The 24064-nt window shown below is 71.4% G+C and carries 21 protein-coding genes; 14 read left to right on the top strand and 7 right to left on the bottom strand.

Translation table 11 applies throughout. The features are described from left to right. Positions 1–26: 26 nt before the first annotated feature. Genes FHU33_RS22695 through FHU33_RS22685 form a run of 3 tightly spaced genes read right to left on the bottom strand, consistent with a single transcriptional unit; the run spans position 27 to position 4140 of the window. Positions 27–1163 carry a right-handed parallel beta-helix repeat-containing protein gene (locus FHU33_RS22695; RefSeq protein WP_142027820.1) on the bottom strand — a complete coding sequence of 379 codons (1137 nt, stop codon included), beginning with the start codon at positions 1161–1163 and terminating at the stop codon, positions 27–29. Beyond that, positions 1160–2875, bottom strand: a complete 1716-nt coding sequence (locus FHU33_RS22690; protein WP_142027819.1) for a right-handed parallel beta-helix repeat-containing protein — start codon at positions 2873–2875, stop codon at positions 1160–1162. Before FHU33_RS22690 ends, FHU33_RS22695 begins: the two co-directional genes overlap by 4 nt. Then, positions 2872–4140: a glycosyltransferase gene (locus FHU33_RS22685; RefSeq protein ID WP_142027818.1), complete on the bottom strand. Its 1269-nt coding sequence runs from the start codon at positions 4138–4140 to the stop codon at positions 2872–2874. The genes FHU33_RS22690 and FHU33_RS22685 overlap by 4 nt, the downstream gene beginning before the upstream one ends. 600 nt (positions 4141–4740) lie before the next feature. On the opposite strand from FHU33_RS22685, the gene FHU33_RS22680 reads away from it, so the two are divergent. The 5 genes from FHU33_RS22680 to FHU33_RS22660 all read left to right on the top strand — a co-directional run bounded on the left by FHU33_RS22680 (position 4741) and on the right by FHU33_RS22660 (position 10584). Next, positions 4741–6060 (top strand): UDP-glucose dehydrogenase family protein, encoded by a 1320-nt coding sequence (locus tag FHU33_RS22680; RefSeq protein ID WP_142027817.1) that lies wholly within the window; start codon positions 4741–4743, stop codon positions 6058–6060. Positions 6061–6192: 132 nt separating this feature from the next. Next, complete coding sequence (locus FHU33_RS22675) at positions 6193–7491, top strand: Fic family protein (protein WP_142027816.1); 1299 nt, start codon at positions 6193–6195, stop codon at positions 7489–7491. A gap of 149 nt (positions 7492–7640) precedes the next feature. Beyond that, positions 7641–8432, top strand: a complete 792-nt coding sequence (locus tag FHU33_RS22670; RefSeq protein WP_142027815.1) for a 3'(2'),5'-bisphosphate nucleotidase CysQ — start codon at positions 7641–7643, stop codon at positions 8430–8432. Beyond that, positions 8429–9343 carry a sulfate adenylyltransferase subunit CysD gene (gene cysD / locus FHU33_RS22665; protein ID WP_142027814.1) on the top strand — a complete coding sequence of 305 codons (915 nt, stop codon included), beginning with the start codon at positions 8429–8431 and terminating at the stop codon, positions 9341–9343. Before FHU33_RS22670 ends, cysD (FHU33_RS22665) begins: the two co-directional genes overlap by 4 nt. Then, the gene (locus FHU33_RS22660) at positions 9343–10584 is read left to right on the top strand and encodes a sulfate adenylyltransferase subunit 1 (RefSeq protein ID WP_142027813.1); all 1242 of its coding nucleotides are present in this window, start codon (positions 9343–9345) and stop codon (positions 10582–10584) included. Before cysD (FHU33_RS22665) ends, FHU33_RS22660 begins: the two co-directional genes overlap by 1 nt. A gap of 6 nt (positions 10585–10590) precedes the next feature. On the opposite strand, the gene FHU33_RS22655 is transcribed toward FHU33_RS22660, so the two are convergent. Both FHU33_RS22655 and cysC read right to left on the bottom strand, forming a co-directional pair. Next, positions 10591–10809, bottom strand: a complete 219-nt coding sequence (locus tag FHU33_RS22655) for a hypothetical protein (RefSeq protein ID WP_170182643.1) — start codon at positions 10807–10809, stop codon at positions 10591–10593. A gap of 202 nt (positions 10810–11011) precedes the next feature. Next, entirely contained in the window at positions 11012–12043 is a 1032-nt protein-coding gene (gene cysC / locus FHU33_RS26050) for an adenylyl-sulfate kinase (protein ID WP_246064132.1), read from the bottom strand. Between the two features lie 171 nt (positions 12044–12214). On the opposite strand from cysC, the gene FHU33_RS22645 reads away from it, so the two are divergent. The 9 genes from FHU33_RS22645 (at position 12215) to FHU33_RS22605 (ending at position 21250) form a co-directional block, all read left to right on the top strand. Continuing rightward, a complete protein-coding gene (locus tag FHU33_RS22645; RefSeq protein ID WP_142027811.1) occupies positions 12215–12589 on the top strand; it encodes a hypothetical protein in 375 nt (124 codons plus the stop codon). 103 nt (positions 12590–12692) lie between these two features. Then, positions 12693–13688, top strand: a complete 996-nt coding sequence (gene rfbB, locus FHU33_RS22640) for a dTDP-glucose 4,6-dehydratase (protein WP_142027810.1) — start codon at positions 12693–12695, stop codon at positions 13686–13688. Next, the gene (locus FHU33_RS22635; RefSeq protein ID WP_170182642.1) at positions 13685–14527 is read left to right on the top strand and encodes an SDR family oxidoreductase; all 843 of its coding nucleotides are present in this window, start codon (positions 13685–13687) and stop codon (positions 14525–14527) included. The genes rfbB and FHU33_RS22635 overlap by 4 nt, the downstream gene beginning before the upstream one ends. Positions 14528–15037: 510 nt before the next feature. Continuing rightward, a complete protein-coding gene (locus tag FHU33_RS22630) occupies positions 15038–17359 on the top strand; it encodes a bifunctional polysaccharide deacetylase/glycosyltransferase family 2 protein (protein WP_170182641.1) in 2322 nt (773 codons plus the stop codon). Then, complete coding sequence (locus tag FHU33_RS22625) at positions 17356–18417, top strand: glycosyl hydrolase family 18 protein (RefSeq protein ID WP_142027808.1); 1062 nt, start codon at positions 17356–17358, stop codon at positions 18415–18417. Before FHU33_RS22630 ends, FHU33_RS22625 begins: the two co-directional genes overlap by 4 nt. Further along, positions 18414–19595, top strand: a complete 1182-nt coding sequence (locus FHU33_RS22620) for an acyltransferase family protein (protein ID WP_142027807.1) — start codon at positions 18414–18416, stop codon at positions 19593–19595. The genes FHU33_RS22625 and FHU33_RS22620 overlap by 4 nt, the downstream gene beginning before the upstream one ends. Continuing rightward, positions 19592–20575 carry a UDP-glucose 4-epimerase GalE gene (gene galE, locus FHU33_RS22615; protein WP_142027806.1) on the top strand — a complete coding sequence of 328 codons (984 nt, stop codon included), beginning with the start codon at positions 19592–19594 and terminating at the stop codon, positions 20573–20575. The genes FHU33_RS22620 and galE overlap by 4 nt, the downstream gene beginning before the upstream one ends. A 102-nt stretch (positions 20576–20677) precedes the next feature. Then, complete coding sequence (locus tag FHU33_RS22610) at positions 20678–20902, top strand: hypothetical protein (protein ID WP_142027805.1); 225 nt, start codon at positions 20678–20680, stop codon at positions 20900–20902. 132 nt (positions 20903–21034) lie between these two features. After that, the gene (locus tag FHU33_RS22605; RefSeq protein ID WP_142027804.1) at positions 21035–21250 is read left to right on the top strand and encodes a hypothetical protein; all 216 of its coding nucleotides are present in this window, start codon (positions 21035–21037) and stop codon (positions 21248–21250) included. 7 nt (positions 21251–21257) lie between these two features. Here the strand turns inward: FHU33_RS22605 and cysN are convergent, their stop codons facing one another. Both cysN and cysD (FHU33_RS22595) read right to left on the bottom strand, forming a co-directional pair. Beyond that, on the bottom strand, positions 21258–23156 hold the full coding sequence (cysN, locus tag FHU33_RS22600; RefSeq protein ID WP_142027803.1) for a sulfate adenylyltransferase subunit CysN: 1899 nt from the start codon (positions 23154–23156) through the stop codon (positions 21258–21260). Beyond that, entirely contained in the window at positions 23156–24061 is a 906-nt protein-coding gene (gene cysD / locus FHU33_RS22595; RefSeq protein WP_246064131.1) for a sulfate adenylyltransferase subunit CysD, read from the bottom strand. Before cysD (FHU33_RS22595) ends, cysN begins: the two co-directional genes overlap by 1 nt. Positions 24062–24064 lie beyond the last annotated feature (3 nt).

Below are 24064 nucleotides of genomic sequence, written 5' to 3'. Positions count from 1 at the left end.
AGGTCTCCGGCGGAGCCCGACGATGCTCAGATGTCGGAGCAGGGCACGTTGCTGAGGGCGGTCCCACCGTCACCGGAGTTGTCGCACGCGACGGTGGTGCTCTCGCGGAGGTCCCGGTTGCCCGCGGCGTTGATGGCCAGCTCAGTGATGCCGCTGGCCTGGTTGCCCGTGAACACGTTGCCCCTGCCCCAGCCGTCGGCCACGTCGTGCACCTGGTAGCCGTCGGTCGGCGAGTTGGTGCCGCGGTTGCCCTCGATCAGCCAGTCGTTGCCCTTGACGTCCACCCACGAGTCGGCTTCCACCATGGCCGAGCCGTCGAACGTGTTGTCCCGCAGGACCCCGCCGGTCGTGCCCTCCTTGATGTCCACGGCCTCGGCCGTGGTACCCGCGATGTCGTTGCCCATGATGAGGTTTCGGTCGCTGCGGTCGGGCTCGCAGTCGGTCTGCCGGCACCAGTTGCTCTCCGCGCTGCCGATGTAGATGCCCTCGCCGTACTTGGGCTTGCGCAGCCCGGTGTCGCGGACCGTGTTGCCCACGACGACGTTGTCGGAGCTGTTCGTCCGCAGGTGGATCGCCTCGTCACCCATCGAGGTCACGAGCAGACCCTCGATCCGGTGACCGGTGCCGGCGTCGACCATGACGCCCTTCTTGCCACCGGTCACGGTGAACCCCAGCAGGTGCCAGGACGACGCACCCTGCAGGTGGAGGGTGTAGTCGCCGTCGATGTCGCCCCCGTCTAGCACGGCGTCGCGACTTCCGCACAGCAGGATCGGCGCGTCCGGCGTCGCCTGCGTGGTGGCTACGAAGTTTCCCTCGTACGTGCCGTCGGCCAGGCGGATGACCTGTCCCGGCTGAGCCTCCTCGAGCGCGGCCTGCAGTCCGTCCGCGTTCTGCACCTCCACGGCGTCGGGGGCAGCGCAGTCCTCGGGCAGCGCTGCCGTGCCGCCGGCGTTCTCCTCCGCCGTGGGTGGGGCGGTGGTCGGCGAGGCAGTGCTCGGCAGTGGCACGGCCGAGGAGGTCGGCGAGGCCGAGGACGGGTCGGTCGAGCCCGATCCGCACGCGGTCAGCGCCAGCAGCGCGACGGCGGCCGGCAGCAGGACTCGCGTCCCGAGCCCGATCCGGCCGGCGCGAGCCCGCGAGAGGCTGGTCGGTGTGCGGGTCATGCGTGGCCTCCTGAAGGCATCGGTCGGCCGAGATCGACCCGTCGTGGGGCGGGACGGTCCCGCCGGATTTGGTCCCCGTAGGGCGCGCTGCCGACCGTCAGCCGGTTGCGGCGGGCCCGCAGCCCCAGTGCCAGGGGCGCACCGAGGATCACGACCCACAGCACCAGCATGGGGTGGTTCGGTACGAAGGTGGACCAGTAGACCCAATTGTCGCGGTCCCGGACCCACCCGTCGAGGTCGTTGCCCGACTGCTCGATCACCACGCCGGGGGCGAGGCGGTGCAGGTCCAGGCCGCTGGGCCCGCGGCCGGCCACCGTGTTGTCGACGACGGAGGACGCCACTGCGGCGCCGACCACCGAGATGCCGTGGTTCGTGGCGCCCTCGACGGTGTTCCCGGTGACGGCGGCGCTGGCGGTCCGCACCCGGATCGCGGTCTCCCCACCGGTGACGCGGTTGTCGCTGATCGTGGCCGCACCACCGGTTGCCGAGATGCCGAACCGATGGTCGCCCGTGACGGTCGTGCCTGCCACCGTCGCCGGGGCCGCGGTGTTCACCAGGACGATGCCGTCCCGATTGTTCGCGACCTCGGTGCCGACGATGGCCACGTGGTTGGCGTCGACCACCCGGACGCCGCCCTTCCCGTTGTCGCGCAGCTGCCCGCCGGTGATCGCGAGGTCGCCGTAGGCGCGCAGTGAGGCGCCCCCGGCCGACGGCCCGTCCGACAGCGGCGACCCGCTGAAGTAGACGCCGTACTCGGTGTTCCCCGACGCGGTGACGTCGGTCAGCGCGACCTCCTCCGAGGCCTGGTCGGCGGCGATGCCGTGCCGGCCGTTCTCGTTCACCAGTGAGTCGATGACCGAGGTGCCGACGGTGTGCCGGTGCAGCGCGAGCCCGTCGACGGCGTTCGCGGTGAAGCGTGACCCGGACACCTCCAGGTCCTCCGCCTCGGAGGCGAAGAGCCCGTAGTGACCGTCCTCGAAGGAGGAGTCGATGATGGTGCCGCTCGACGGGCCGCTCGACCCGCCGGTCAGGGCGACACCGCCGGTGCGGCCGGCCCAGAAGCCCAGGCCGGCGGCGTGCACGTGGCTGAACTCCACGTCTCCGCTGACCGTGCGGATGTAGGCCCGCCCGTCGGCCACCTCGTCGTCGGGCTGCCGCAGCTGCGCATCCCAGCTGGTGACGGTGAGCGCCTCGCCGTCGTCGCCGGCCAGCTCGAGGTCGGCCTTCCAGGCGACCAGCGAAGCGATGCCGGTCGCGTCACTGCGGAGGCGCAGCGTCGTCCCCGGAGCTGTGACGCTGAGCCGTGCACCCGGCGCCACCAGGACGTGCTCGGTCAGCAGCACGGCACCGCCCGGCAGCTCCTCCGCGACGCCGTTCGAGATCAGGTCGCCCAGCCCGTAGTCGAGGCCGCGCGGGGTGAGCACGAGGGTGTCGATGCCGTCGACGGTCACGACATACGGGGCCGAGCCGGGGCGGAGGCCGGCCACCAGGCGCAGCAGCCTGTCGTCCTCGTCCAGCAGCAGCTGCCGTTGCTGCCGAGCTGAGTCATCGACGCTGCGCGACTGGGCGGCCACCAGTGCCGGTGCCAGAGGCATCGGGACCGGTTCCTCCTCGAAAGGCCGCAGCGCGACCGCGCCCAGCACGGCGGCGGTCAGCAGGAAGCCGGCGAAGAGCCGCCCGGCGGTCACCCGTCGTCCGGGGCGCGCGCTCATGCCGGCGCCCCTGTCGGAGCCGGAACGGCCGTGGCGGCAGCCGGCGCGGCCAGGCTCGCCTCGTTCTGGCCCTCGCCGCCGGTGAGGTCGGCGCGGCGGGTCAGCCAGCCCTGCTTGTTCATGGTCACCAGCGCATAGGTCTTGATCGGGAGGGCCACCATGACGATCACGAGCGTCACCAGCGGCAGGATGAGCAGGTCGGAGGGGCGGCGGCGGAGATGACTGACGCTGCGGATGGCCCGGCCGAGGAACAGCCAGGTCACCGCGAGCCCCAGCCCCCACCAGCCCGCGCCGGTCAGGCCGGCTGCGATCACGTAGTAGACCGCGGCGAACATGGTCACCGGGGTGAAGAGGATCTGCAGCACCGTGATCTGGCTGACCAGCGGCACGTGCCACAGCCAGCCCTTCCAGGCGGCAGTGAGGTAGCAGCGGTAGCTGTTGCGGCTCCACCGCACCCGCTGCTTGCAGAAAGCCTTGAAGGTGCCGGGGAACATCGACATCGCCCGTGCGGTGTCCTGGTGCACGGTCTTGTACCCGCTGGCGAGCACCAGCCACGTCAACCGGCCGTCGTCACCGGCGATGCAGCGCCGGCCCAGGAAGAACTCGTGCTCGAGGTTCTCCAGCACCGGCAGCACGGCGCTCCGCCGGTAGGCCGCCGTCCGGCCCGACACGCACACCACGGCACCGGCGCGGCCGGTCGCCGGGACGTAGTCCAGGTAGCGCAGGTCGATGATCCAGTCGGCCACGCGCCGCCAGATGCTCGACATCGGCAGGTGCACGTTCTGCCGGGTGCCCACAGCGCCGACCGTCGGGTCGACGAAGGGCATCTGCACGGCATCGAGCAGGCCCGGACGCCAGTTGGTGTCCGAGTCGCAGAGCACCAGCACCTCGCCCTTGGCCTCCCTGATGCCGACGCCCAGGGCCGAGCGCTTCCCTTCGTGCGCGAAGGAGAGCACCGTCAGTCGCGGCTCGTCCCGCGCGGTCAGCCGACGGAAGGCCTCGTCGTCCTCGACGTCCAGCACCACGATCACCTCGGTGGGGCCCTGCGCCAGCCAGGTGTCCAGGCACCGCTCCAGCACGTCCGGGTCCTCCCGGAACGACGGCACGACGACCGAGGTCGTGGTCCGGTAGTCGTTGACCGTCGGCCGGTACCGGGCCGACAAGACCTTGCGGATCAGCCAGATCGACCACGAGAGGGCCCCCACGACGCCGAGCGGAACCAGCAGGTGCCAGTCGCGGGCGACCACGGACAAGAGGTCGGACATCTAGACGTTCTCCCCGAGATGAATGCAGCAGTGAGCAGTACAAGGGCATGGCTGAAAGCGGCGTGCCGATTCGGCGAAAATGCGCCGAGAACCGGAATGTCCCGTTCTCGGGCACGGCAAGGAGTCACCTGCCGTGTGCGAGTGGAATGGCGGCGCCACTCGATGCGGCGCATCGGGGTGGCCCGGTGGGTCGAGGTCGGACAAGTGGATCGTCGGGCGGGCGTCGGACAGGTCGTCGGCCCCGCGACGCGGGGACCGGCGCGACGGGTGTGTGGCCAGTTCGACCTGCGCCGGTGCAGGCGAGACGACGTCCACGGCTTCGGGGACGACGCTTCCGCACCGGCGCACCCACCCGTCGGTGGGGCGCTGGACCGATCATGGGTGCCAATTCGGCGGTTCGCCACCTCGAATGCATTAACTCTCAGTGAAGTCGCTCTACGGGCACGTAAGGTTACTCAGGGTAAATGCCCAGGTTGAGGTCGAAACGTGGCCAGTTCCACTCGCCAAGGCAGCCCGTCGTCGCTTACCGTGCGTATTGGCGGCGCCGTTCCGGCGCTTTCCCGTTCCCCTTGTACTCTTCTCTCCGATGTGGAGCTTCGTATGAAACTGTCGGTCATCGGTTGTGGCTATCTCGGGGCCGTGCATGCGGCGTCGATGGCGGAGCTCGGTCACGATGTCGTGGGCATCGACGTCGACGAGCGCAAGGTGGCCGCGCTGTCGCAGGGAAAGGCGCCGTTCTACGAGCCTGGCTTCGAGGAGCTGCTGGCCCGCACTCTGGCGACGGGGCGGCTGCGGTTCTCCACCGACTTCGCCGACGCGGCCGGTTCGCAGGTCCACTTCGTCTGCGTGGGGACCCCGCAGAAGCGCGGTGAGTACGCCGCGGACATGCGCTACGTGCAGGGCGCGGTGGAGTCGCTGCTCGACGTCCTCGCCGCCGGTGACCTCGTCGTCGGCAAGTCGACCGTCCCGGTCGGCACCGCGGGGTTCCTCGCCGAGCTGGTCGCGGGCAAGGTGCCCGGCGCGCTCCTGGCCTGGAACCCGGAGTTCCTGCGTGAGGGCTTCGCCGTGCAGGACACGCTGCACCCCGACCGGCTGGTCTACGGCCTGCCGGCCGGCCCCGACGCCGACACCGCCCGGGCGCTGCTCGACGAGGTGTACGCGCCGATCGTCGAACGGGGCACCCCGAAGGTCGAGAGTGACTACGCGACCGCGGAGATGGTGAAGACCGCGGCGAACTCGTTCCTCGCCACCAAGATCTCCTTCATCAACGCGATGGCGGAGCTGTGCGAGGCCACCGGTGCCGACGTGAAGCTGCTGGCCGACGCCATCGGCTTCGACGACCGGATCGGCCGCAAGTTCCTCAACGCCGGCCTCGGGTTCGGCGGTGGCTGCCTGCCCAAGGACATCCGCGCCTTCATGGCCCGCGCCGGCGAGCTGGGTGCCGACCAGGCGCTGACCTTCCTCAAGGAGGTCGACAACATCAACATGCGCCGGCGCATCCGCATGGTCGACCTGGCCCGCGAGGTGTGCGACGGGTCGCTGCTGGGCAAGCGGGTCGCTGTCCTCGGTGCGGCCTTCAAGCCCGACAGCGACGACATCCGCGACTCCCCGGCGCTCAACGTCGCCGCCCAGCTGCAGTTGCAGGGCGCCGTCGTCCGGGTCACCGACCCGGCCGCCGTGGATAACAGCCGCCGGCAGTGGCCGCAGCTGGACTACGCCGACACGGCCGAGGAGGCTGCGCAGGGCGCCGACGCCGTCCTGGTGCTGACCGAGTGGAAGCAGTACCGCGAACTGGACCCGGTCGCGTTCGGGGAGGTCGTCAAGCAGAAGCGCGTGCTCGACGGTCGCAACGCCCTCGACCGCGAGGCGTGGACGGCCGCCGGCTGGAGCTACCGCGCCCTGGGGCGTCGCGCCGGCTGACCGCACGGCTGTCGACCGTCAGGTCACCTTCTGACCTTTCCTGTCGATTAGTGGTTCGTCATGACACTTTATGGAGCTAAGGTGTCATGACGGGTGGGGATGTCGCACCTTCGAGGGGAAGCGGAGGCGCGAATGGCCGGCTGGGAGGACCGGACGTGGCGCGGCGTTGCCAACGCACCGAGCTTCGCCGACCGGGCATCGGGCTCCTACCGCTCCTACGTTCCCGATCTTCTCGTGCCCCGCCCACTCGTCCTCGAGCCCGACGTGTCGGCGCTGGCCTGGGAAGCAGAGGCTGCTGTCCGAGGATTGGGCAACCGTCCCGGCGCGCGAGGCCTCGAAGGCCTTGCCCGGTTCCTGCTCCGCTCCGAGGCCATCGCCTCCTCGCGAATAGAAGGCCTCCAGGTGTCACCGCAGCAGGTCGGTCTGGCCGAGATCGCGGACGAGGAGGCGGTCACCGCCCAGGGCGTGAACCAGACCGCACGACGAGTGGCGGCCAACATCTACGCACTCCGGCGAGCGACGCACGAATTGGCGGGCGGCCCGGCGGTCACGCTGGCGGGTGTCAGCGAACTCCAGGCGCTTCTTCTTGCCGACGAGCCGGAGTTGCACGGCGTTCGCGACGAGCAGAACTGGATCGGAGGTTCGGCGTACCACCCCCTGAGCGCGGAGTTCGTCCCGCCGGCCCCGCGTCACGTCGACGGGCTGATGGAAGATCTGGTGGACTACCTCAACCACGGGGCTCATGCTCCGCTCGTCCAGGCGGGTATGGCCCACGCCCAGTTCGAGACAATCCACCCCTTCCGCGACGGCAATGGCCGCGTCGGCCGCGCGCTGATCCACACGGTTCTCGTCCGCCGCGGGCTCACGACGCATGCGGTTCTTCCGATCAGCCCCGTGCTGCTCACCCGCTCACAGGAGTACGTGGACGGGCTCACCGCCTACCGCCACAGCGGCGACGCCGCAGGAGCGGAGGCGACGGCAGCGGTCTCTGCGTGGTTGCGGGTGTTCCTCCAGGCTGTCGCGATATCGGTCAGCCAGGCAGAAGACTTCGCCGCGCGCCTCGACGAGTTGCGGGGCCACTGGGACGAGGCGCTCGCGTCATGGCGGTATCTCCACGACCGGCGGGAGACGCCGCGTGCCGATTCGGCGACCGCACGCATCCTCGAGACCCTTCAGGAGCATCCCGTGCTGACGGCCTCCAGCGTCGTGCGGCTCTTCGACGTGAGCCGTGGGGCCGCGGCCCGGGCGCTCGATGAGCTGAGCGAGGCGGGAGTGCTCACCCGCCGTCGACTCGACGGACGGACCAGCGCCTACCTCTCGATGGACGTGTTCGAGCTGATCACCTCCGCCGAGCGCCGACTGGCCAGTACCCGGTGGGACACCGGCCACAGCCGTCCGGCCCGCCCTGTCCCCTATCCGACGGCGCGGTGACAGCACCCTTGCCGGCGGAATCACTGTTCGGCGCCTGGAGTGCTGCCTCGCCCGTAGCTGGCCCCATGGGATGAGGTACCCCCGGATTCGGGGATGCCTCGTAGCTGCAGCCGTCAGGATGGGTGTCACCCGATCTGGACGGAAGACGCATGCCCCCCCGCAGTGACCACGACCTTGCCCGCGATCTGGCCGAGTCTGCCGGTGCGCTGCTCCTGCAGGTGCGCGGCCGCGACTTCGGTGACGCCGCCGCGCGCAAGGCCGCCGGCGACGCCGAGTCGCACCGCTTCCTGCTCGACCGGCTGCGCGAGCTGTGCCCGGGCGACGCCGTCCTCTCCGAGGAGGGCGCCGACGACGCCGCCCGCCTGGGCGCCGAACGGGTGTGGATCGTCGACCCGCTCGACGGCACCCGCGAGTTCTCCGAGCTCGACCGCAGCGACTGGGCGGTGCACGTCGCCCTCTGGGAGCGCGGCCGGCTGGCCGCCGGCGCCGTCGCCGTCCCCGCCGAGGGGCTCACCCTGAACACCGGCGAGGCGACGGTCGTCCCCGAGGCCGTCGACGGACCGATCCGTCTCGCCGTCAGCCGCAGTCGCCCGCCGGCCCTGGTCCAGGACCTGGCCGCCGGCCTCGGTGGCGAGCTCGTGCCGATGGGCTCGGCCGGCGTGAAGGCGATGGCGGTCGTCCGCGGTCAGGCCGACGCCTACGTGCACGGCGGCGGCCAGTACGAGTGGGACTCCGCCGCGCCGGTCGCCGTCGCCTCGGCCGCGGGCATGCACACCAGCCGGCTCGACGGCTCGCCGCTGCACTACAACCAGCCCGATCCCTGGCTGCCCGACCTGCTGATCTGTCGCCCCGCGCTGGCCGACCGGCTGCTGGCCGCGCTCGCCGAGCTGCCCTCGGCCGCGGCGCCGTCCCGCCCGAACCACGGGGGAGTCCACGCATGACCACTGCGCACTACGAGCTGACCCACCTCGACGCCCTCGAGGCCGAGGCTGTCCACATCTTCCGGGAGGTGGCCGCGGAGTTCGAGCGCCCCGTGCTGCTGTTCTCCGGCGGCAAGGACTCGATCGTCATGCTGCACCTGGCCACGAAGGCCTTCTGGCCGGCGCGGGTGCCGTTCCCGGTCATGCACGTCGACACCGGGCACAACTTCCCCGAGGTCATCGAGTACCGCGACCGCCGCGTCGCCGAGACCGGCGTCAAGCTGATCGTGGCCTCCGTGCAGGAGTCGATCGACAGCGGGCGGGTTCGGGAGCAGACCGGACCCAGGGCCTCCCGCAACCCGCTGCAGACGGTCACCCTGCTCGATGGCATCGAGAAGCACGACTTCGACGCCGCGTTCGGCGGCGCCCGCCGCGACGAGGAGAAGGCCCGCGCCAAGGAGCGGGTGTTCTCCTTCCGCGACGAGTTCGGCCAGTGGGATCCGAAGAACCAGCGCCCCGAGCTGTGGTCGCTCTACAACGGCCGCCGGCACCGCGGTGAGCACATCCGCGTCTTCCCGCTGTCCAACTGGACCGAGCTCGACATCTGGCAGTACATCGAGCGCGAGGGCATCGAGCTGCCCTCGATCTACTTCAGCCACCGGCGGACCGTCGTCGAGCGCGACGGCATGCTGCTGTGGCCCAACGAGCACGTGCCGCCGCTCGACGGTGAGGAGCCGTTCGAAGCCACCGTGCGCTACCGCACGGTCGGCGACGTCACCTGCACCGGCGCAGTGGAGTCGGCCGCGAGCACGGTCGACGACATCATCGCCGAGGTCGCCGCCACCCGGCTCACCGAGCGCGGCGCCACCCGCGCCGACGACCGGGCCAGCGAGGCCGCGATGGAAGACCGCAAGCGCGAGGGGTACTTCTGATGGAGATGCTGCGGGTCGCCACCGCCGGATCGGTGGACGACGGGAAATCGACGCTCATCGGCCGGCTCCTCTACGACACCAAGTCGATCTTCACCGACCAGCTCGAGGCGGTGGAGCGCACCAGCGCGCAGCGCGGCGACGAGTACACCAACCTGGCGCTGCTCACCGACGGCCTGCGCGCCGAGCGCGAGCAGGGCATCACGATCGACGTGGCTTACCGCTACTTCGCCACCCCGCGGCGGAAGTTCATCATCGCCGACACCCCCGGGCACACCCAGTACACGCGGAACATGGTCACCGGCGCCTCGACGGCCAACGCCGCGCTGATCCTGGTCGACGCCCGCAAGGGCGTTCTGGAGCAGAGCCGGCGGCACGCGTTCCTGGCCAGCCTGCTGCGGGTGCCGCACCTGGTGCTCTGCGTCAACAAGATGGACCTCGTCGACTACGACCAGGCCGTCTTCGACGCGGTCGCCGGCGAGTTCCGCAACTTCGCCGCCAAGCTCGACGTCGGCGACCTCACGATCATCCCGGTGTCCGCGCTGGCCGGCGACAACATCGTCAGCCGGTCGGCGAACATGCCGTGGTACGAGGGCACGTCGCTGCTCCACCACCTGGAAGAGCTGCACATCGCCTCCGACCGGAACCTGATCGACGCCCGGTTCCCGGTGCAGTACGTCGTCCGGCCGTTCTCCAGCGACCACCCCGACTACCGCGGGTACGCCGGGCAGGTGGCCGGCGGCATCTTCAAGCCCGGCGACGACGTCGTCGTCCTGCCCTCGGGGCTGCCCTCGCGCATCGCCGCGATCGAGACCATGGACGGGCCGGTGGCCGAGGCGTTCGCCCCGATGTCGGTGACGATCCGGCTCGAGGACGAGATCGACATCTCCCGCGGCGACATGATCTGCCGGCCGCACAACCAGCCGACGGTCTCCCAGGACGTCGAGGCCATGGTGTGCTGGATGGCCGACGAGCCGATGCGGCCCGGCGGCAAGTACGCGATCAAGCACACCACCCGCTCGGCGCGCGCGATGGTCAAGGACCTGCGCTACCGGCTGGACGTCAACACGCTGCACCGCGACGAGCAGGCCGGGACCCTGGGACTGAACGAGATCGGCCGGCTGCAGCTGCGGGTGACCGCGCCGCTGTTCACCGACCCCTACCGGGTCAACCGGACGACGGGCAGCTTCATCCTCATCGACGAGGCCACCAACGCCACCGTCGGCGCCGGGATGGTGCTCTGACGGCGCCTAGCCCGTGGTCTTCGGAATCCACGCGGACACCCGTCGCCAGTGCTCCTCGACGAGGCCTTCGACGCTGACGAAGCGGGTGGGCTCGGCTCCGCGCGCGGACGATGCAGAGGACGCAGCAGAGACCTGCCAGGCGATCCGTTCCGCCTGCTCGTCGTTCTCGGCGCTGAAGACGTAGATGACGTCGTCCGCCCCGGCTACCACTCGGTACATCGGCATGGCGTTCCCCCCGCGGCTGCTCGTGGGCAGCCGCCGGCGGGCTCACAGACACACCCCGCGACGAGAGTCAGCACTGAAGCATGAAATCTGCAGTAGAACGTGCGGTGGCGGCGTCGTCTCCACTGCCCTTGGAGGCGACGCCGTCCCACGGGAACGTAGGGGCTACCGCCCGGTAGAGCGCCGGAGCGAAGCGTGATGTGAGCTAGCTCACAGACAGCACGTGGTCGAGCACCAGCTGGGCGCACTCGTCGACGGTGCGCCCGGCGGTCTCGACGGTCACCTCGGCGTCGGTCGGCGTCTCGTACGGGTCGCTGATGCCGGTGAAGGTCGGGATCTCCCCCCGCCGCGCCTTGGCGTAGAGGCCCTTGCGGTCGCGGGCCTCGCAGTCGGCCAGCGACGTCGCCACGTGCACCAGGACGAAGCTCTCCGGCCCCGCCTGGGCCTCCACCTCGCGGCGGACGGCATCGCGCACCTCGGCGTAGGGCGCGATCGGCGCGCACACCGCGATCCCGCCGTGCTTGGCGATCTGCGCGGCCACCCAGCCGATGCGCAGCACGTTGGTGTCGCGGTCCTCGCGCGAGAAGCCGAGGCCCGCCGACAGGTGGTGCCGCACCTCGTCGCCGTCCAGCAGCGTCACGGTGGAGCCGAGCTCGATGAGCAGCTCCACCACGCGCGCGGCGATGGTCGACTTCCCGGCGCCGGACAGCCCGGTGCAGAACACCACCCGGCCCCCGGTGCGGTGCGGGGAGACGCCGAGTCCGCTGCCCGCCAGGGTCGCGCCGTACGTGGCGGCGAGGTCTGCGACGGGAACCTCCGGGAAGCCCGGCGACAGGGGCACCGGGACGACGACGACCTCGCGGCCCCCGGTCTGCGCCGGCGCCCACGCGCCGGCACGGGCGGACAGCTCGGCCGCGTCGGGGGACGTGCCGCCGGCGGGAAGCAGCACGAGGAGCCGGCCGGGCAGCACCGACAGATCCTCCGGCGGGGCGTCGACCCAGGCCGCGGGGGACTCCCAGCCCCGCTCGCGCAGCCGCGCGGCGACCGCGGCCGGCGCCTCCCAGCGCGGGACCTCCACCACGGTCAGGCTCTCGCCGTCGGAGGTGGCGACCAGCACCCCCTGGGCGTCCTCGTACTCCGCGGCCGGCGGCAGCTCCGGGACGCCGTCGAGACCGAACCCGTAGCGGGCGACCGCGGCCACCTGGGCGTCGCTGAGCCGGAGGCGGGGAGCAGGCATGCAGCAATCTTGCCGGGCCCCGTCCCGACGCTGCGTTCCCACTGACCGTCCGGGTCCCCCCGTCGGAGGAGAACTCGTTGCGGTCCGCCGTCCGGCCGAGCAGCCTGGGACCGTGCTCCTCCTATCGGTGATCCGCTCCTCCGCGGCCCGGCCGTTCCCGGAGGCCTCCCGATGAGCGACCTGGCCGGCTCCCGCGCCGATCTGTCCGCCGTCCGCCGCGTCAGCGCTCCTGACGTCGTCGTATCCGCTGCGGGCGGGCGCGAGGTGCGCCTGCTGCTGGTCACCGAGTGGCTCGACAGCATGAGCTTCCATCTCTCCTGGCCCTGGCTGCTCGACGACGTCCACGCGAGCGTGCGGCAGGCCTACCGGCTCGAGGACGCCTCCGGCCAGAGCCTCCCGCTGCTGGACTCCCGCGTCATGCCGCTGGCCGGGCGGATGAACGAGGTCACCTACTTCGACACCCAGGGCCTCGACCGATCGCAGATCCTCGAGCTCCGGCTGCGCTGCCGGCTGCCGGAGCCGCTCGAGGTGCCGTTCGGCGGCTGAGCGCCGGCTGCGGGACTCCCGGCCCGACGAGGGCCGGACGACGGCACCCGGACCGATGCGGCAAGCTTGGCTCCGTCGTCCACCGAGCAGTCAGGGAGTGCCCGTGCGTCTTCTCGTCACCGGGGGAGCGGGATTCATCGGCGCGAACTTCGTCCACTACACCCTGCGAGAGCACCCGGAGCACCAGGTCACCGTGCTCGACGCGCTCACCTACGCGGGCAACGAGGCATCGCTGGCACCGGTGCGCGACCGGATCGAGTTCGTGCACGGCTCGGTGGCCGACCCCGCACTGGTCGACGAACTGGTCGGCCGGGCCGACGTCGTCGTCCACTTCGCCGCCGAGAGCCACAACGACAACTCGCTGACCGACCCCTCGCCGTTCGTGCAGACCAACCTGATCGGCACCTTCACGATCCTCGAGGCCGTGCGGAAGCACGGCGTCCGACTGCACCACATCTCCACCGACGAGGTCTACGGCGACCTCGAGCTGGACGACCCGGCCAAGTTCACCCCGGAGACGCCGTACAACCCGTCGAGCCCGTACTCCTCGACCAAGGCCGGCTCCGACCTGCTGGTGCGCGCCTGGGTCCGTTCGTTCGGCATCCACGCCACGATCTCGAACTGCTCCAACAACTACGGGCCCTACCAGCACGTCGAGAAGTTCATCCCGCGGCAGATCACCAACGTGCTGGCCGGCCTGCGCCCCAAGCTGTACGGCAAGGGCGAGAACGTGCGCGACTGGATCCACGTCGACGACCACAACTCCGCCGTGCACGCGATCCTGGCGCGCGGCCGGTCGGGGGAGACCTACCTGATCGGCGCCGACGGCGAGAAGAACAACCGCGAGGTGCTGTCGCTGATCCTCGAACTGCTCGGGCAGCCGGGCGACGCCTTCGACTCGGTGACCGACCGCGCCGGCCACGACCTGCGCTACGCCATCGACGCCGCCAAGCTGCGCGACGAGCTGGGCTGGAAGCCGCAGTTCACCGACTTCCGCGACGGACTCGCCGCCACCATCGACTGGTACCGCGCGAACGAGGCGTGGTGGGGCCCGCTCAAGCAGCAGGTCGAGGCGAAGTACGCGGCCCGGGGCCAGTGACGACGGTCATCGTCGGCGCCAACGGCCAGCTGGGCCGGGCGCTGCAGCGGGAGTTCCCGGACGCCGTCGCGCTCGACCGTTCCCGGCTCGACGTGACCGATGCCGCGGCCGTCGGCGCCTATCCGTGGGCCGGCGTCGACGTCGTCCTCAATGCCGCGGCCTGGACCGCGGTCGACGCCGCCGAGGACCCGGCGAACCTCGCCGCCGTCCGGGCGGCCAACGTCGACGCCGTCGGCCACCTGGCCCGCGCGGCGCGCACCTGCGGGGCCACGCTCGTGCACATCTCCAGCGAGTACGTGTTCGACGGCACGCACCAGGGACCGCACCCCGAGGACTGGCCGGCCCACCCCCTGTCGGTCTACGGGCGGAGCAAGGCCGACGGCGACGTGCAGGCATCGAACGTCGCCGAGCACTACCTGGTGCGGACGACGTGGGTCGTCGGCGAGGGCGGCAACTTCGTGCGGACCATGGCCGGCCTGGCCGACCGCGGTGTCTCGCCGACCGTGGTCGACGACCAGATCGGCCGGCCCACCGTCACCCCGGACCTCGCCGGCGGCATCGCCCACCTGCTGCGCACCCGGGCGCCGTTCGGCACCTACAACCTGACGTGCGCCGGGGGGCCGGCGTCCTGGGCCGACGTCGCCGCGGCGGTCTTCGAGGCCCGCGGCCGCTCGGCGTCCGACGTCGGGCGGACGAGCACGGTGGAGTACTTCGCCGACAAGCCGCAGGCCGCGGCGCGCCCGCTCAACAGCGTGCTGGACCTCGCGAAGATCACCGCCACCGGGTTCCAGCCGCGCGACTGGCGCGAGGCGCTCCGGGAGTACCTCGCCGCCCTCTGAGCCTTCCTGTGCGCGGGCGGACCCACGGCGCGCGGGTGTCGGTCACGCTCAGCATGGCCGGGCGTGGACAACCGGCCCTACGCTCTGTCACACAGATGACGACCTGATGAACTCTCGGAGCGCCCCGTGCAGGGCGTCGTCATCAGGCGCGTGGCGCTGAGCTGGACCTTTGACGCACCTTTTCGATACCAGGCAGACCACTTTCGATCACTGAGCGCAACCACCACGCTGATCATGCGGAGATCACACCCGCATCGTTTGACGCTCAGTAGTCACGCGTTGAAGCATCGCTGGCACCGGGTGTACGACGCGAGCGGCTGTCGCCGCGTCATCGAGGCGCCAGGTCGGACCGAACCGTGCACGCGGGGCGGTCCGAAGGCTGGTCGCGTCGTCGTCGACACGTCCCAGCGTCGCCGACCGTGCCACCCGCGCCGGCCTTCCCCGCCCGGCATCGCGGCGCCGACCGACAGCCCGCGGCCCGTGTCCCACCAGCGCACGTCGAAGGAGCTCGTGATCAGGCGAACCCAGCGAGGTGGGAGCTCGGCGGCCCGCGCACGGGAGATCGGCCGGCTCCCCGTGTTCCTCAACCCCACCGGGCGCCGGTGGCGGCGTGTCCGCATCGCCGCGCTGGTCCTCCTCGCCGCCCTCATCGCGGTGATCGCGGTGGCGGTGCCCAAGCTGACCGCGTCGCCGGCGCTGGCCGGCGCCGGCGTGCCGGAGGCGCCCACGCTCGACGAGATCGGCGACCCGCCCGTCGTGGGGGAGGGCCCCCTGGTCCGGGTCGTCCGATTGCTGGAGTCCGGCGGCAGGACCTACGCCCAGGAGCCCTTCTACGGGCAGGTGGTCGGCGAGCTGTCGGCGGCCGACGCCACCAAGGCACGCGACGCCGAGTACGCCGTCCAGCGGTACGGATACAGCGCGACGGCGGAGAAGACCATCTCGCTCACCTTCGACGACGGTCCGCACCCGGTGCACACGCCACAGCTGCTCGACCTGCTCAGCGAGCACGGCGTCCCGGCGACCTTCTTCGTGATCGGCGACGAGGCGGCCCGGCATCCGGAGATCGTGCAGCGGTTGTCGCTGGAGGGTCACGCGGTGGCCAACCACACGCTGACCCACGTCGACATGAACGAGACGCCGTCCTTCCGCCAGCGGGCGGAGCTCGCGCTGACCGACCGCCTCCTGCGCGCGGAGACCGGGAACTACGCCTCCTACTTCCGGCTGCCCTACGAGGGCGCCGACGAGAAGTCGATCCGCAAGGACCTGACCGGCATCCTGCGCGCGCAGCAGCTGGGCTACGCCGTCGCGTCGCACGACTTCGACCCGCAGGACTGGTCCTTCCCCGTCGGCACGGACGTCGACGAGGTGCCGATGCCGCCACTGGACGAGCAGAGCAACATCACGGTCCTGCTGCACGACGGGGGCGCCGACCGCACCCTGACCCTCGAGTACGTCGAGAAGCTGATCGTCGAGGCGCGGGCCGCCGGCTACACGTTCCACTCGATGCCGCAGGTGATGCCCGCCATCCAGGCGGCCACCGGCACCGCCCCGGTCTCCGCCTGGGACACCGCCGCGCTGGGCCTCGCCACCGTGCTGTTCGTCTGGCCCGGCTCGGTGCTCACCGTCCTCTTCGTCCTCGCCCTGGTCACGATGCTCGGGCTGGGTCTGCTCACCACCGTTCTCGCGGTGGTGCGGTCGCGGCGACGGCGGAAGGCCCCGAACGTCGCGGCGCCGGCCGGGGTGTCGGTGCTGATCGCCGCCTACAACGAGGAACTGGTCATCACCCGGACGCTGCAGTACGTCCTCGCCTCGGAGTACCCGGTCGACGAGGTGCTCGTGGTCGACGACGGCAGCACCGACGGGACCGCGGCGATGGTGCGGGACGTGGCCGAGCTCGATTCGCGGGTGCGGCTGCTCCAGCAACCCAACTCGGGCAAGTGGGCGGCGCTCAACCGCGGCTTCGAGGAGGCGAGGCACCCCGTCGTCGTCACCCTGGACGCGGACACGCTCTTCGCCCCCACCACCGTCGGGCACCTGGTCGCCGGCTTCACACGGCCCGATGTGGGCGCGGTCGCCGGCGTGATCAAGGTGGGCAACTACGCGCGCAACGTCGTCACCCGCTGGCAGGCGCTGGAGTACATCACCCAGATCGGCGTCGACCGGTCGGCGTCCGCGCTGCTGAACGCCGTGATGATCGTGCCCGGCGCCTGCGCCGCCTGGCGCCGCGAGGCGGTGCTCGAGGCGGGTGGGTACAGCAACGCCACGCTCGCCGAGGACTGCGACCTCACCCTGCTGCTGCACCAGCACGGGTGGCGGGTGGAGCAGGCCGACCAGGCGGTGGCCTTCACCGAGGCGCCGGAGACCGTCGACGACCTGCTCAAGCAGCGGGTGCGCTGGATGTTCGGCACCGTCCAGGCCCTCTGGCGGCACCGCGACATGATCCTCCGACCGCGGTTCGGCTGGCTCGGGATGCTGATCATGCCCATGGCGGCGCTGCAGATCCTGCTGCCGCTGGTGTTCACCCCGCTCGTCGTCGTGGTGGTCCTGCAGATGCTCGCCTCGGCCGGGCCGCTCCCCGTGCTCGGCTACTTCCTGTTGTTCGCCGTCATCTACGGCGCGATCGCCGCGGTCGCGGTCCGCCTGCTCGAGGAGAGGCCGGCTCACCTGTTGATGGTTCCGCTGTACCGCTTCATCTACGAGCCGCTGCGCGCCTACCTGCTGTACGCCACGATCGGCACGGCCGTCCGCGGCATCCGGCTGGGCTGGAACAAGCTGGCCCGGACGGCGCACATGGACGAGGCCGCCGAGCAGCCGGTGACGGTGCCCGCATGAGCCGGCGCCGGTGGATCTACGGATCGGCGGTGGTCGTCGTCGCCGTTCTCGCCGTGGCCGCGGCCCTCACGCTGCCCGGGAAGCTGGCCGACCGGGACCGGCCGCTGGTGGCCGCCGCGTGGCTCCCGGTGTGGGACGAGCGCGCCGCCGAGTCCCTGCGTCCGGCGCTGGACGTCGGCGGGGTCACGGAGGTGAGCCCGACCTGGGCCACCGTGGGCCTGGACGGCGAACTGGTGGTGACGCCGCCTACGGCGGAGGTCCTCGACCGGCTCGAGGCGGCCGGCGCGCGCCTGCTGCCCACGGTCCAGAACTTCGCCGACGGCAGCTGGCAGGGCGAGCTCGTCGCCGAACTGCTCCGCGACCCCGCCCGGGAGCTGGCGCACCGGGAGGCGCTGGTCGACCTGGCCCTGGCCAACGACTGGGACGGCATCGACATCGACTACGAGGCGCTGCCGCCGACCGCCGGGCCGCAGTTCATCGACTTCCTCACCGCGCTCGGCGCCGATCTGGACGAGCACGGCCTCGACCTCACCGTCGCCGTGCCGGCCCGGTCGGCCGACGAGGACCCGGGGACCCTGGCCTACAGCTACCAGTTGCTGGGCCGGGTCGCCGACCAGGTGCGGGTGATGACCTACGACCACTCGTGGAGCACCAGCGACGCCGGACCGGTCGCGCCGCTGGACTGGGTGTCGTCGGTGATCGACTACGCCGTCGAGCGGGTGCCCGCCGACAAGCTGATGCTCGGGCTGCCCACCTACGGCTACGACTGGGTCGGCACCCGCGGCGAGGTCATCGGCGCGGCCGAGGCCGCGGCCCTGGCCGCCGAGGTCGGCGCCGAGCCGGCCTGGTACGAGGGTGCCGCATCGCGCACGTTCAGCTACGTCCGGGACGGCGAGCAGCACACCGTCTGGTACGAGGACGCGCGGTCGCTGCAGGCCGCCCAGGACCTCGCCGTGGAGGCGGGGCTGCGGGGCGTCGCGATCTGGCAGCTGGGCGGCGAGGACCCGGACGTGTGGCCCGCGCTCGCGGCCGTCACGGGCGGCGGGAACCCCTCGTGAGGGTCGCGATCGATCCCTACCTGCGTCTCCTGGCCGCGGCGGCGCTGGTCGTCGTGGTCACCGGCACGGTCCTGGACCTGTCGTGGCTGCCGCTGCTCGTCCCGGCCGTCGGTGTCCTCTTCGCGGTCGGCGGCGCCGTCGCCGCCGCGGCCACGGACCGGGCGGCCTCCGCCCGCGCGTCCGTGGGCCGCGCGCTGACGACGCTCCTGCTGCCGTTCTGGCTGTTCGCCGTCGCCGTGGTCGCGACCATGCTGACCCTCGGCTGGAGCGCCGCCCCGTTCCAGGGAGCCGAGCCGTTCTCCTGGTCGACGGTGTGGCTCTGGCTGTTCCCGATCTCGGAACCACCCGCCTCGGTCGAGGGCACCCCGTGGGTGCTCACCGCCGCGTTCGTGCCCGCCTACCTGTGGTTGACCCTGGCCACGCCGGCGCTGCTGTGGCTGGTCCGGCGGTGGCCGCTGCGGCTCCTGGCCGTGCCGGTGCTGACGGTCCTGCTGCTGACGGCCGGGATCGTCACCCTGACCGGCCGGGCGCGCGACGTCGTCCTGGCGGTCTGCGTCCTCGGCTGCTGCTGGGGAGTGGGGCTCGCCCGCTCCGCCGGGACGCTGCCCCGCGTGCGGCCGCTCGTCGCGCTGGCCGCCGGGGGCGCCCTGCTCGGGTCCGGCCTGGCCCTCGCCCTGTGGCGAGACGTGTACCCGGCGGGAACGGTCGACGACTCCCCGCTGACCGCCCTCCTGTGCTCGCTCGGGGCCGTGCTGCTCCTCCTGCGGGTGCCGTGGCGCGGCGACCGGCTGCGCGGCGGATGGCCCGGCACCGTGGTGTCCGCGGTCGGCGCCCGGACCATGACGGTCTTCCTGTGGGCGCCCGCCGCCGCGGCGGCCGCCGTTCCGGCGCTCGCCCTCTCCCCGCTGGCGGCGTACCACACCGACGACGCCTCGGGCGCGCTGCTCCACTACGCGACGACGTGGCTGCTGATCCTGGTCGTCGTCCTGCTGGTGGGCTGGGCCGAGGACGTCGGGGCCGGGCTCTGGCCGACCCTGCTCGGTGGCCGCCGCCACGAGCGGCGGCGGGCCGCCGAGCTCGAGCGGACCTTCGTCGTCCGGGACAACCTCGTGCAGGGGCTGCCGCCGGCTCCGCTCGGCCCCGCGTCGGAGCCGGCAGCGGCTAGTCTGCGCCGATGACCTGGCTGGTGACGGGCGGCTGCGGGTACATCGGCGCTCACGTGGTGGCTGCCATGCGCGCCGCCGACGAGCGCGTGGTGGTGGTGGACGACCTGTCGACGGGGGACCGGCAGCGGGTGGCCGGCGCACCGCTCGTCGAGGGAACTGTGCTCGACCAGGCGATGCTCGAGCGGACGATGCACGAGCACGCGGTGACCGGCGTCGTCCACATCGCGGCCAAGAAAAAGGTCGAGGAGTCCGTCCGCCGTCCGGAGTACTACCACCGGGAGAACGTCGAGGGTCTGCGCAGCCTTCTCCAGGCAGCGGCTGCCACGGGCGTCGGCGCCTTCGTCTTCTCCTCGAGCGCCGCCGTCTACGGTGCTCCCGACGTCGACCTCGTCCGCGAGGACACGGAGTGCCGCCCGGTGAACCCCTACGGGCAGACCAAGCTCGACGGTGAGCACCTGGTCGCCGGCGCGGCGAGGGCCACCGGACTCCGGTACGCCAACCTGCGGTACTTCAACGTCGCGGGGGCGGCGAGTCCCGACCTGGCCGACGTCGGGGAGACCAACCTGGTGCCGATGGTCTTCCGGCGGCTCGTCGAGCGGCAGGCGCCGCTGATCTTCGGCGATGACTTCCCCACTCCCGACGGCACGTGCATCCGCGACTTCATCCACGTCGCCGACGTCGCGTCGGCCCATGTGGCCGCCGCACGGGCCCTCGGCGACGGGCGCCTGCAGGCGCTGACCGCCAACGTCGGTCGCGGCGAGGGCGTATCGGTGCGCGAGATGGTCACCGCGATCCGGGACGTCACCGGGACGGCGGGTGCGGAGTGGGCGGAACCGGTCGTCGTCCCCCGGAGGGCAGGTGACCCGCCCCGGGTCGTGGCGGCCGCGGACGTCATCCGGGACGCGCTGGGGTGGGAGGCGCGGTTCGGGCTGCGGGACATGGTCGCCTCGGCTTGGGACGGGTGGACCGCGCGGGTGGGTGCGCCCGCCTGATCCGCCGCACGCGGCCTCCGTCACGCACTGGCCACCTGACCGACGGCAGACCGACAGCCGCCGATCAGCCTGCTGACAGCTCCCGCCCCGACGATGGGTCGCGTGCTGCTGATCGTGCTCGCGACGTGGGTGGGCCTCGGCGTGCTGGCCGCGATATTCGTCGCCGCGGTCGGGAAGAGCGGCCTGCGCGAGGACCAGGCCCTCGGTCACCTCGCGACCGGGTGCTGCGACGTCGGGCAGGGTGCCGGGTCAGCCCCGGCGGCGCGGGCGGGGCACGCACCCGAGAACCCGACGAGCGCCTCCCTTGTCCCGGGGGACCATTGGTAGGACGCTGCCCGGCATGACCGGTGACACCGCGGTACTGGACCGAATCGGGCGCAGCGCATCCACTCGGCCCCACCAGCCCCTGCTCGCCCTGCCACAGGGGTAGAGGCACCGGCGGAATCGCGGGTACCGGCAGTGGACCGCTGCTATCGGGAGATCCGGTCGGCGTGCTTTCCCCTCGGGCTGCCGGACCGGAGCGACCTGACCGTCATCGAGGCGTTCGACGACGGCTGGCTGCTCATCGAGCACTCACCGTGCGGAAGTCAGCTGGTCGGGATGGCCGAGGACTACAGCGCCGCTCGAGCGTGGCTGGTGCAGCCTCAGGCCGCCGTGCAGCCCGACGGCTCCTGACCCCGCGTCAGCGGAGCACGCCCAGATCGCGCAGGCGGTTGACGATCTCCTCGGCGGCCGCTTCGGGGACCGTGACCGTCGTGTCGATGCGGATCTCGGGGTTCTCCGGCGCCTCGTAGGGCGAGTCGATGCCGGTGAAGTTGGTGAGTTCCCCGCGGCGCGCCTTCCGGTAGAGCCCCTTGACGTCACGCTGCTCGGCGACGTCGAGCGGGGTGTCCACGAAGACCTCGACGAACTCGCCCTCGTCGACCATGTCGCGGGCCATCCGGCGCTCCGACCGGAACGGGGAGATGAACGACACCAGGACGACGAGGCCCGCGTTCACCATCAGGCGCGACACCTCGCCCACCCGGCGGATGTTCTCCACCCGGTCCGCCTCGGTGAAGCCCAGGTCCTTGTTCAGCCCGTGCCGGACGTTGTCGCCGTCCAGCAGCGTGGTGTGCGCCCCGAGCGCGTGCAGTCGCTTCTCCACCAGGTTGGCGATGCTGGACTTGCCGGCACCGGACAACCCGGTGAACCAGACCACGCAGGGCCGATGTCCCTTGAGCTCGGCCTGCGCCGCCTTGTCGACGTCGATCGCCTGCCAGTGGACGTTCTGCGAGCGACGCAGCGCGAAGTGCAGCATCCCCGCCCCGACCGTGGCGTTCGTCAGTCGGTCGATGAGCACGAAGCCGCCCATGTCGCGGTTCTCCGCGTAGGGGTCGAACGCGATCGGCCGGTCGAGGTTGAGGTTGCAGACCCCGATCTCGTTCAGGGCCAGGGTCGTCGCCGCGGCGTGCTCGAGCGTGTTGACGTCGACGCGGTACTTCGGCCGGCTCAGCGAGACGGGGACCGTGCGCGCACCGAGCTTGAGCAGGTACGGCCGGCCCGGCATCATCTCGTTCTCGGCCATCCAGACGACATGTGCCTCGAACTGGTCGGCGGAGCCTGCCGGTGAGTCGGCCGCGCAGAGCACGTCGCCGCGGCTCACGTCGATCTCGTCGGCGAGCGTCAGGGTCACCGACTGCTCCGCGACCGCCTCGTCCAGGTCGTCGTCCATGGTGACGACCCGGACGACCGTGCTCTGCTGACCCGACGGCACCACGCGGACCCGGTCACCGGGTCGCACGCGGCCGCCGACGACGACCCCCGAGAAGCCGCGGAAGTCGTGGCCGGGGCGGTTGACCCACTGGACCGGCATCCGGAACGGCCCGTCCTTCGCGTGCTGCCCCACGGGAACCGTCTCGAGGTATCCGAGCAGCGTCGGGCCGTGGTACCAGGGCGTGTTCTGGCTGGGTTCGGTGATGTTGTCGCCCCGGAGCGCCGACATGGGGATGCAGACGATGTCGGTCAGCCCGATCTGGGCGGCGAAGTCGCGGTACTCCGCCTCGATCGTGTCGAAGACGTCGCGCGAGTAGCCGACCAGATCGAGCTTGTTGACGGCGACGACGATCTTGCCGATCCCGAGCAGCGAGACCAGGTAGCTGTGCCGTCGCGTCTGGGTGAGCACGCCCTTGCGCGCGTCGATCAGGATGACCGCGGCCTCGGCGGTCGACGCACCGGTGACCATGTTGCGGGTGTACTGCTCGTGGCCAGGGGTGTCGGCGACGATGAACTTGCGCTTCTCGGTGGAGAAGAACCGGTAGGCGACGTCGATCGTGATCCCTTGTTCCCGCTCGGCGGCCAGCCCGTCGACGAGCAGGGCGAAGTCGAGCTCACCGCCCTGGGTCCCCGTCTTCGAGTCCGCCTCCAGCGCCTCCAGGTGGTCCTCGAAGACCAGGTGCGACTCGTACAGCAGCCGCCCGATCAGCGTGGACTTGCCGTCGTCGACGCTGCCGCAGGTGATGAAACGGAGCAGGGACTTGTGCTGGTGGACGTTCAGATAGGACTCGATGTCCTCGGCGATGAGCCTCGACGGCACGGTCATCAGAAGTAGCCTTCCTGCTTCTTCTTCTCCATCGAACCGGCGGAGTCGTGGTCGATGACCCGGCCCTGGCGCTCCGAGGTCGTGGTCAGCAGCATCTCCTGGATCACCGCGGTCAACGTGTCCGCGGTGCTCTCCACCGCGCCGCTGAGCGGGTAGCAGCCGAGGGTCCGGAACCGCACGCTGCGCAGCTGCGGCTCCTCGCCGTCGAAGAGGGGAAGACGGTCGTCGTCCACCATGATCAGCGCGCCGTCGCGCTCGACCACCGGCCGCGGTGCACCGAAGTACAGCGGCACGATGGGGATCTCCTCGAGGTGGATGTACTGCCACACGTCGAGCTCGGTCCAGTTCGACAGGGGGAACACCCGCATGGTCTCGCCGGGGTTCCGGCGCACGTTGTAGGTGCGCCAGAGCTCCGGACGCTGCTGCTTGGGGTCCCAGCGGTGCTGCGCCGAGCGGAGCGAGAAGACCCGCTCCTTCGCCCGGGACTTCTCCTCGTCCCGGCGCGCGCCGCCGAATGCCAGGTCGAACCGGTGCATGTCCAGCGCCTGCTTCAGGCCCTGGGTCTTCCACATGTCGGTGTGCGTCGCCGACCCGTGGGTGAACGGGTTGATGCCCAGCTCCACGCACTCCGGGTTCTGGTGCACCAGCAGGTCGATGCCGAGCTCGGCGGCCGTCTTGTCCCGGAACTCGTACATCTGCTTGAACTTCCACGTCGTGTCGACGTGGAGCAGGGGGAAGGGCGGGAGGGCGGGGAAGAACGCCTTTCTGGCCAGGTGCAGCATCACCGAGCTGTCCTTGCCGATCGAGTAGAGCATCACCGGGCGCTCGCTCTCGGCGACCGCCTCCCGCATGATGTGGATGCTCTCGGCCTCGAGCCGCTGCAGGTGCGTGAGCGTGTCGGTCATCGT

The sequence above is a fragment of the Blastococcus colisei genome, from assembly GCF_006717095.1.
GTDB classification, from domain to species: Bacteria; Actinomycetota; Actinomycetes; order Mycobacteriales; family Geodermatophilaceae; genus Blastococcus_B; species Blastococcus_B colisei.
Note: the sequence above shows the minus strand (reverse complement) of the source record. Positions and strands in the feature narration are given on the sequence as shown.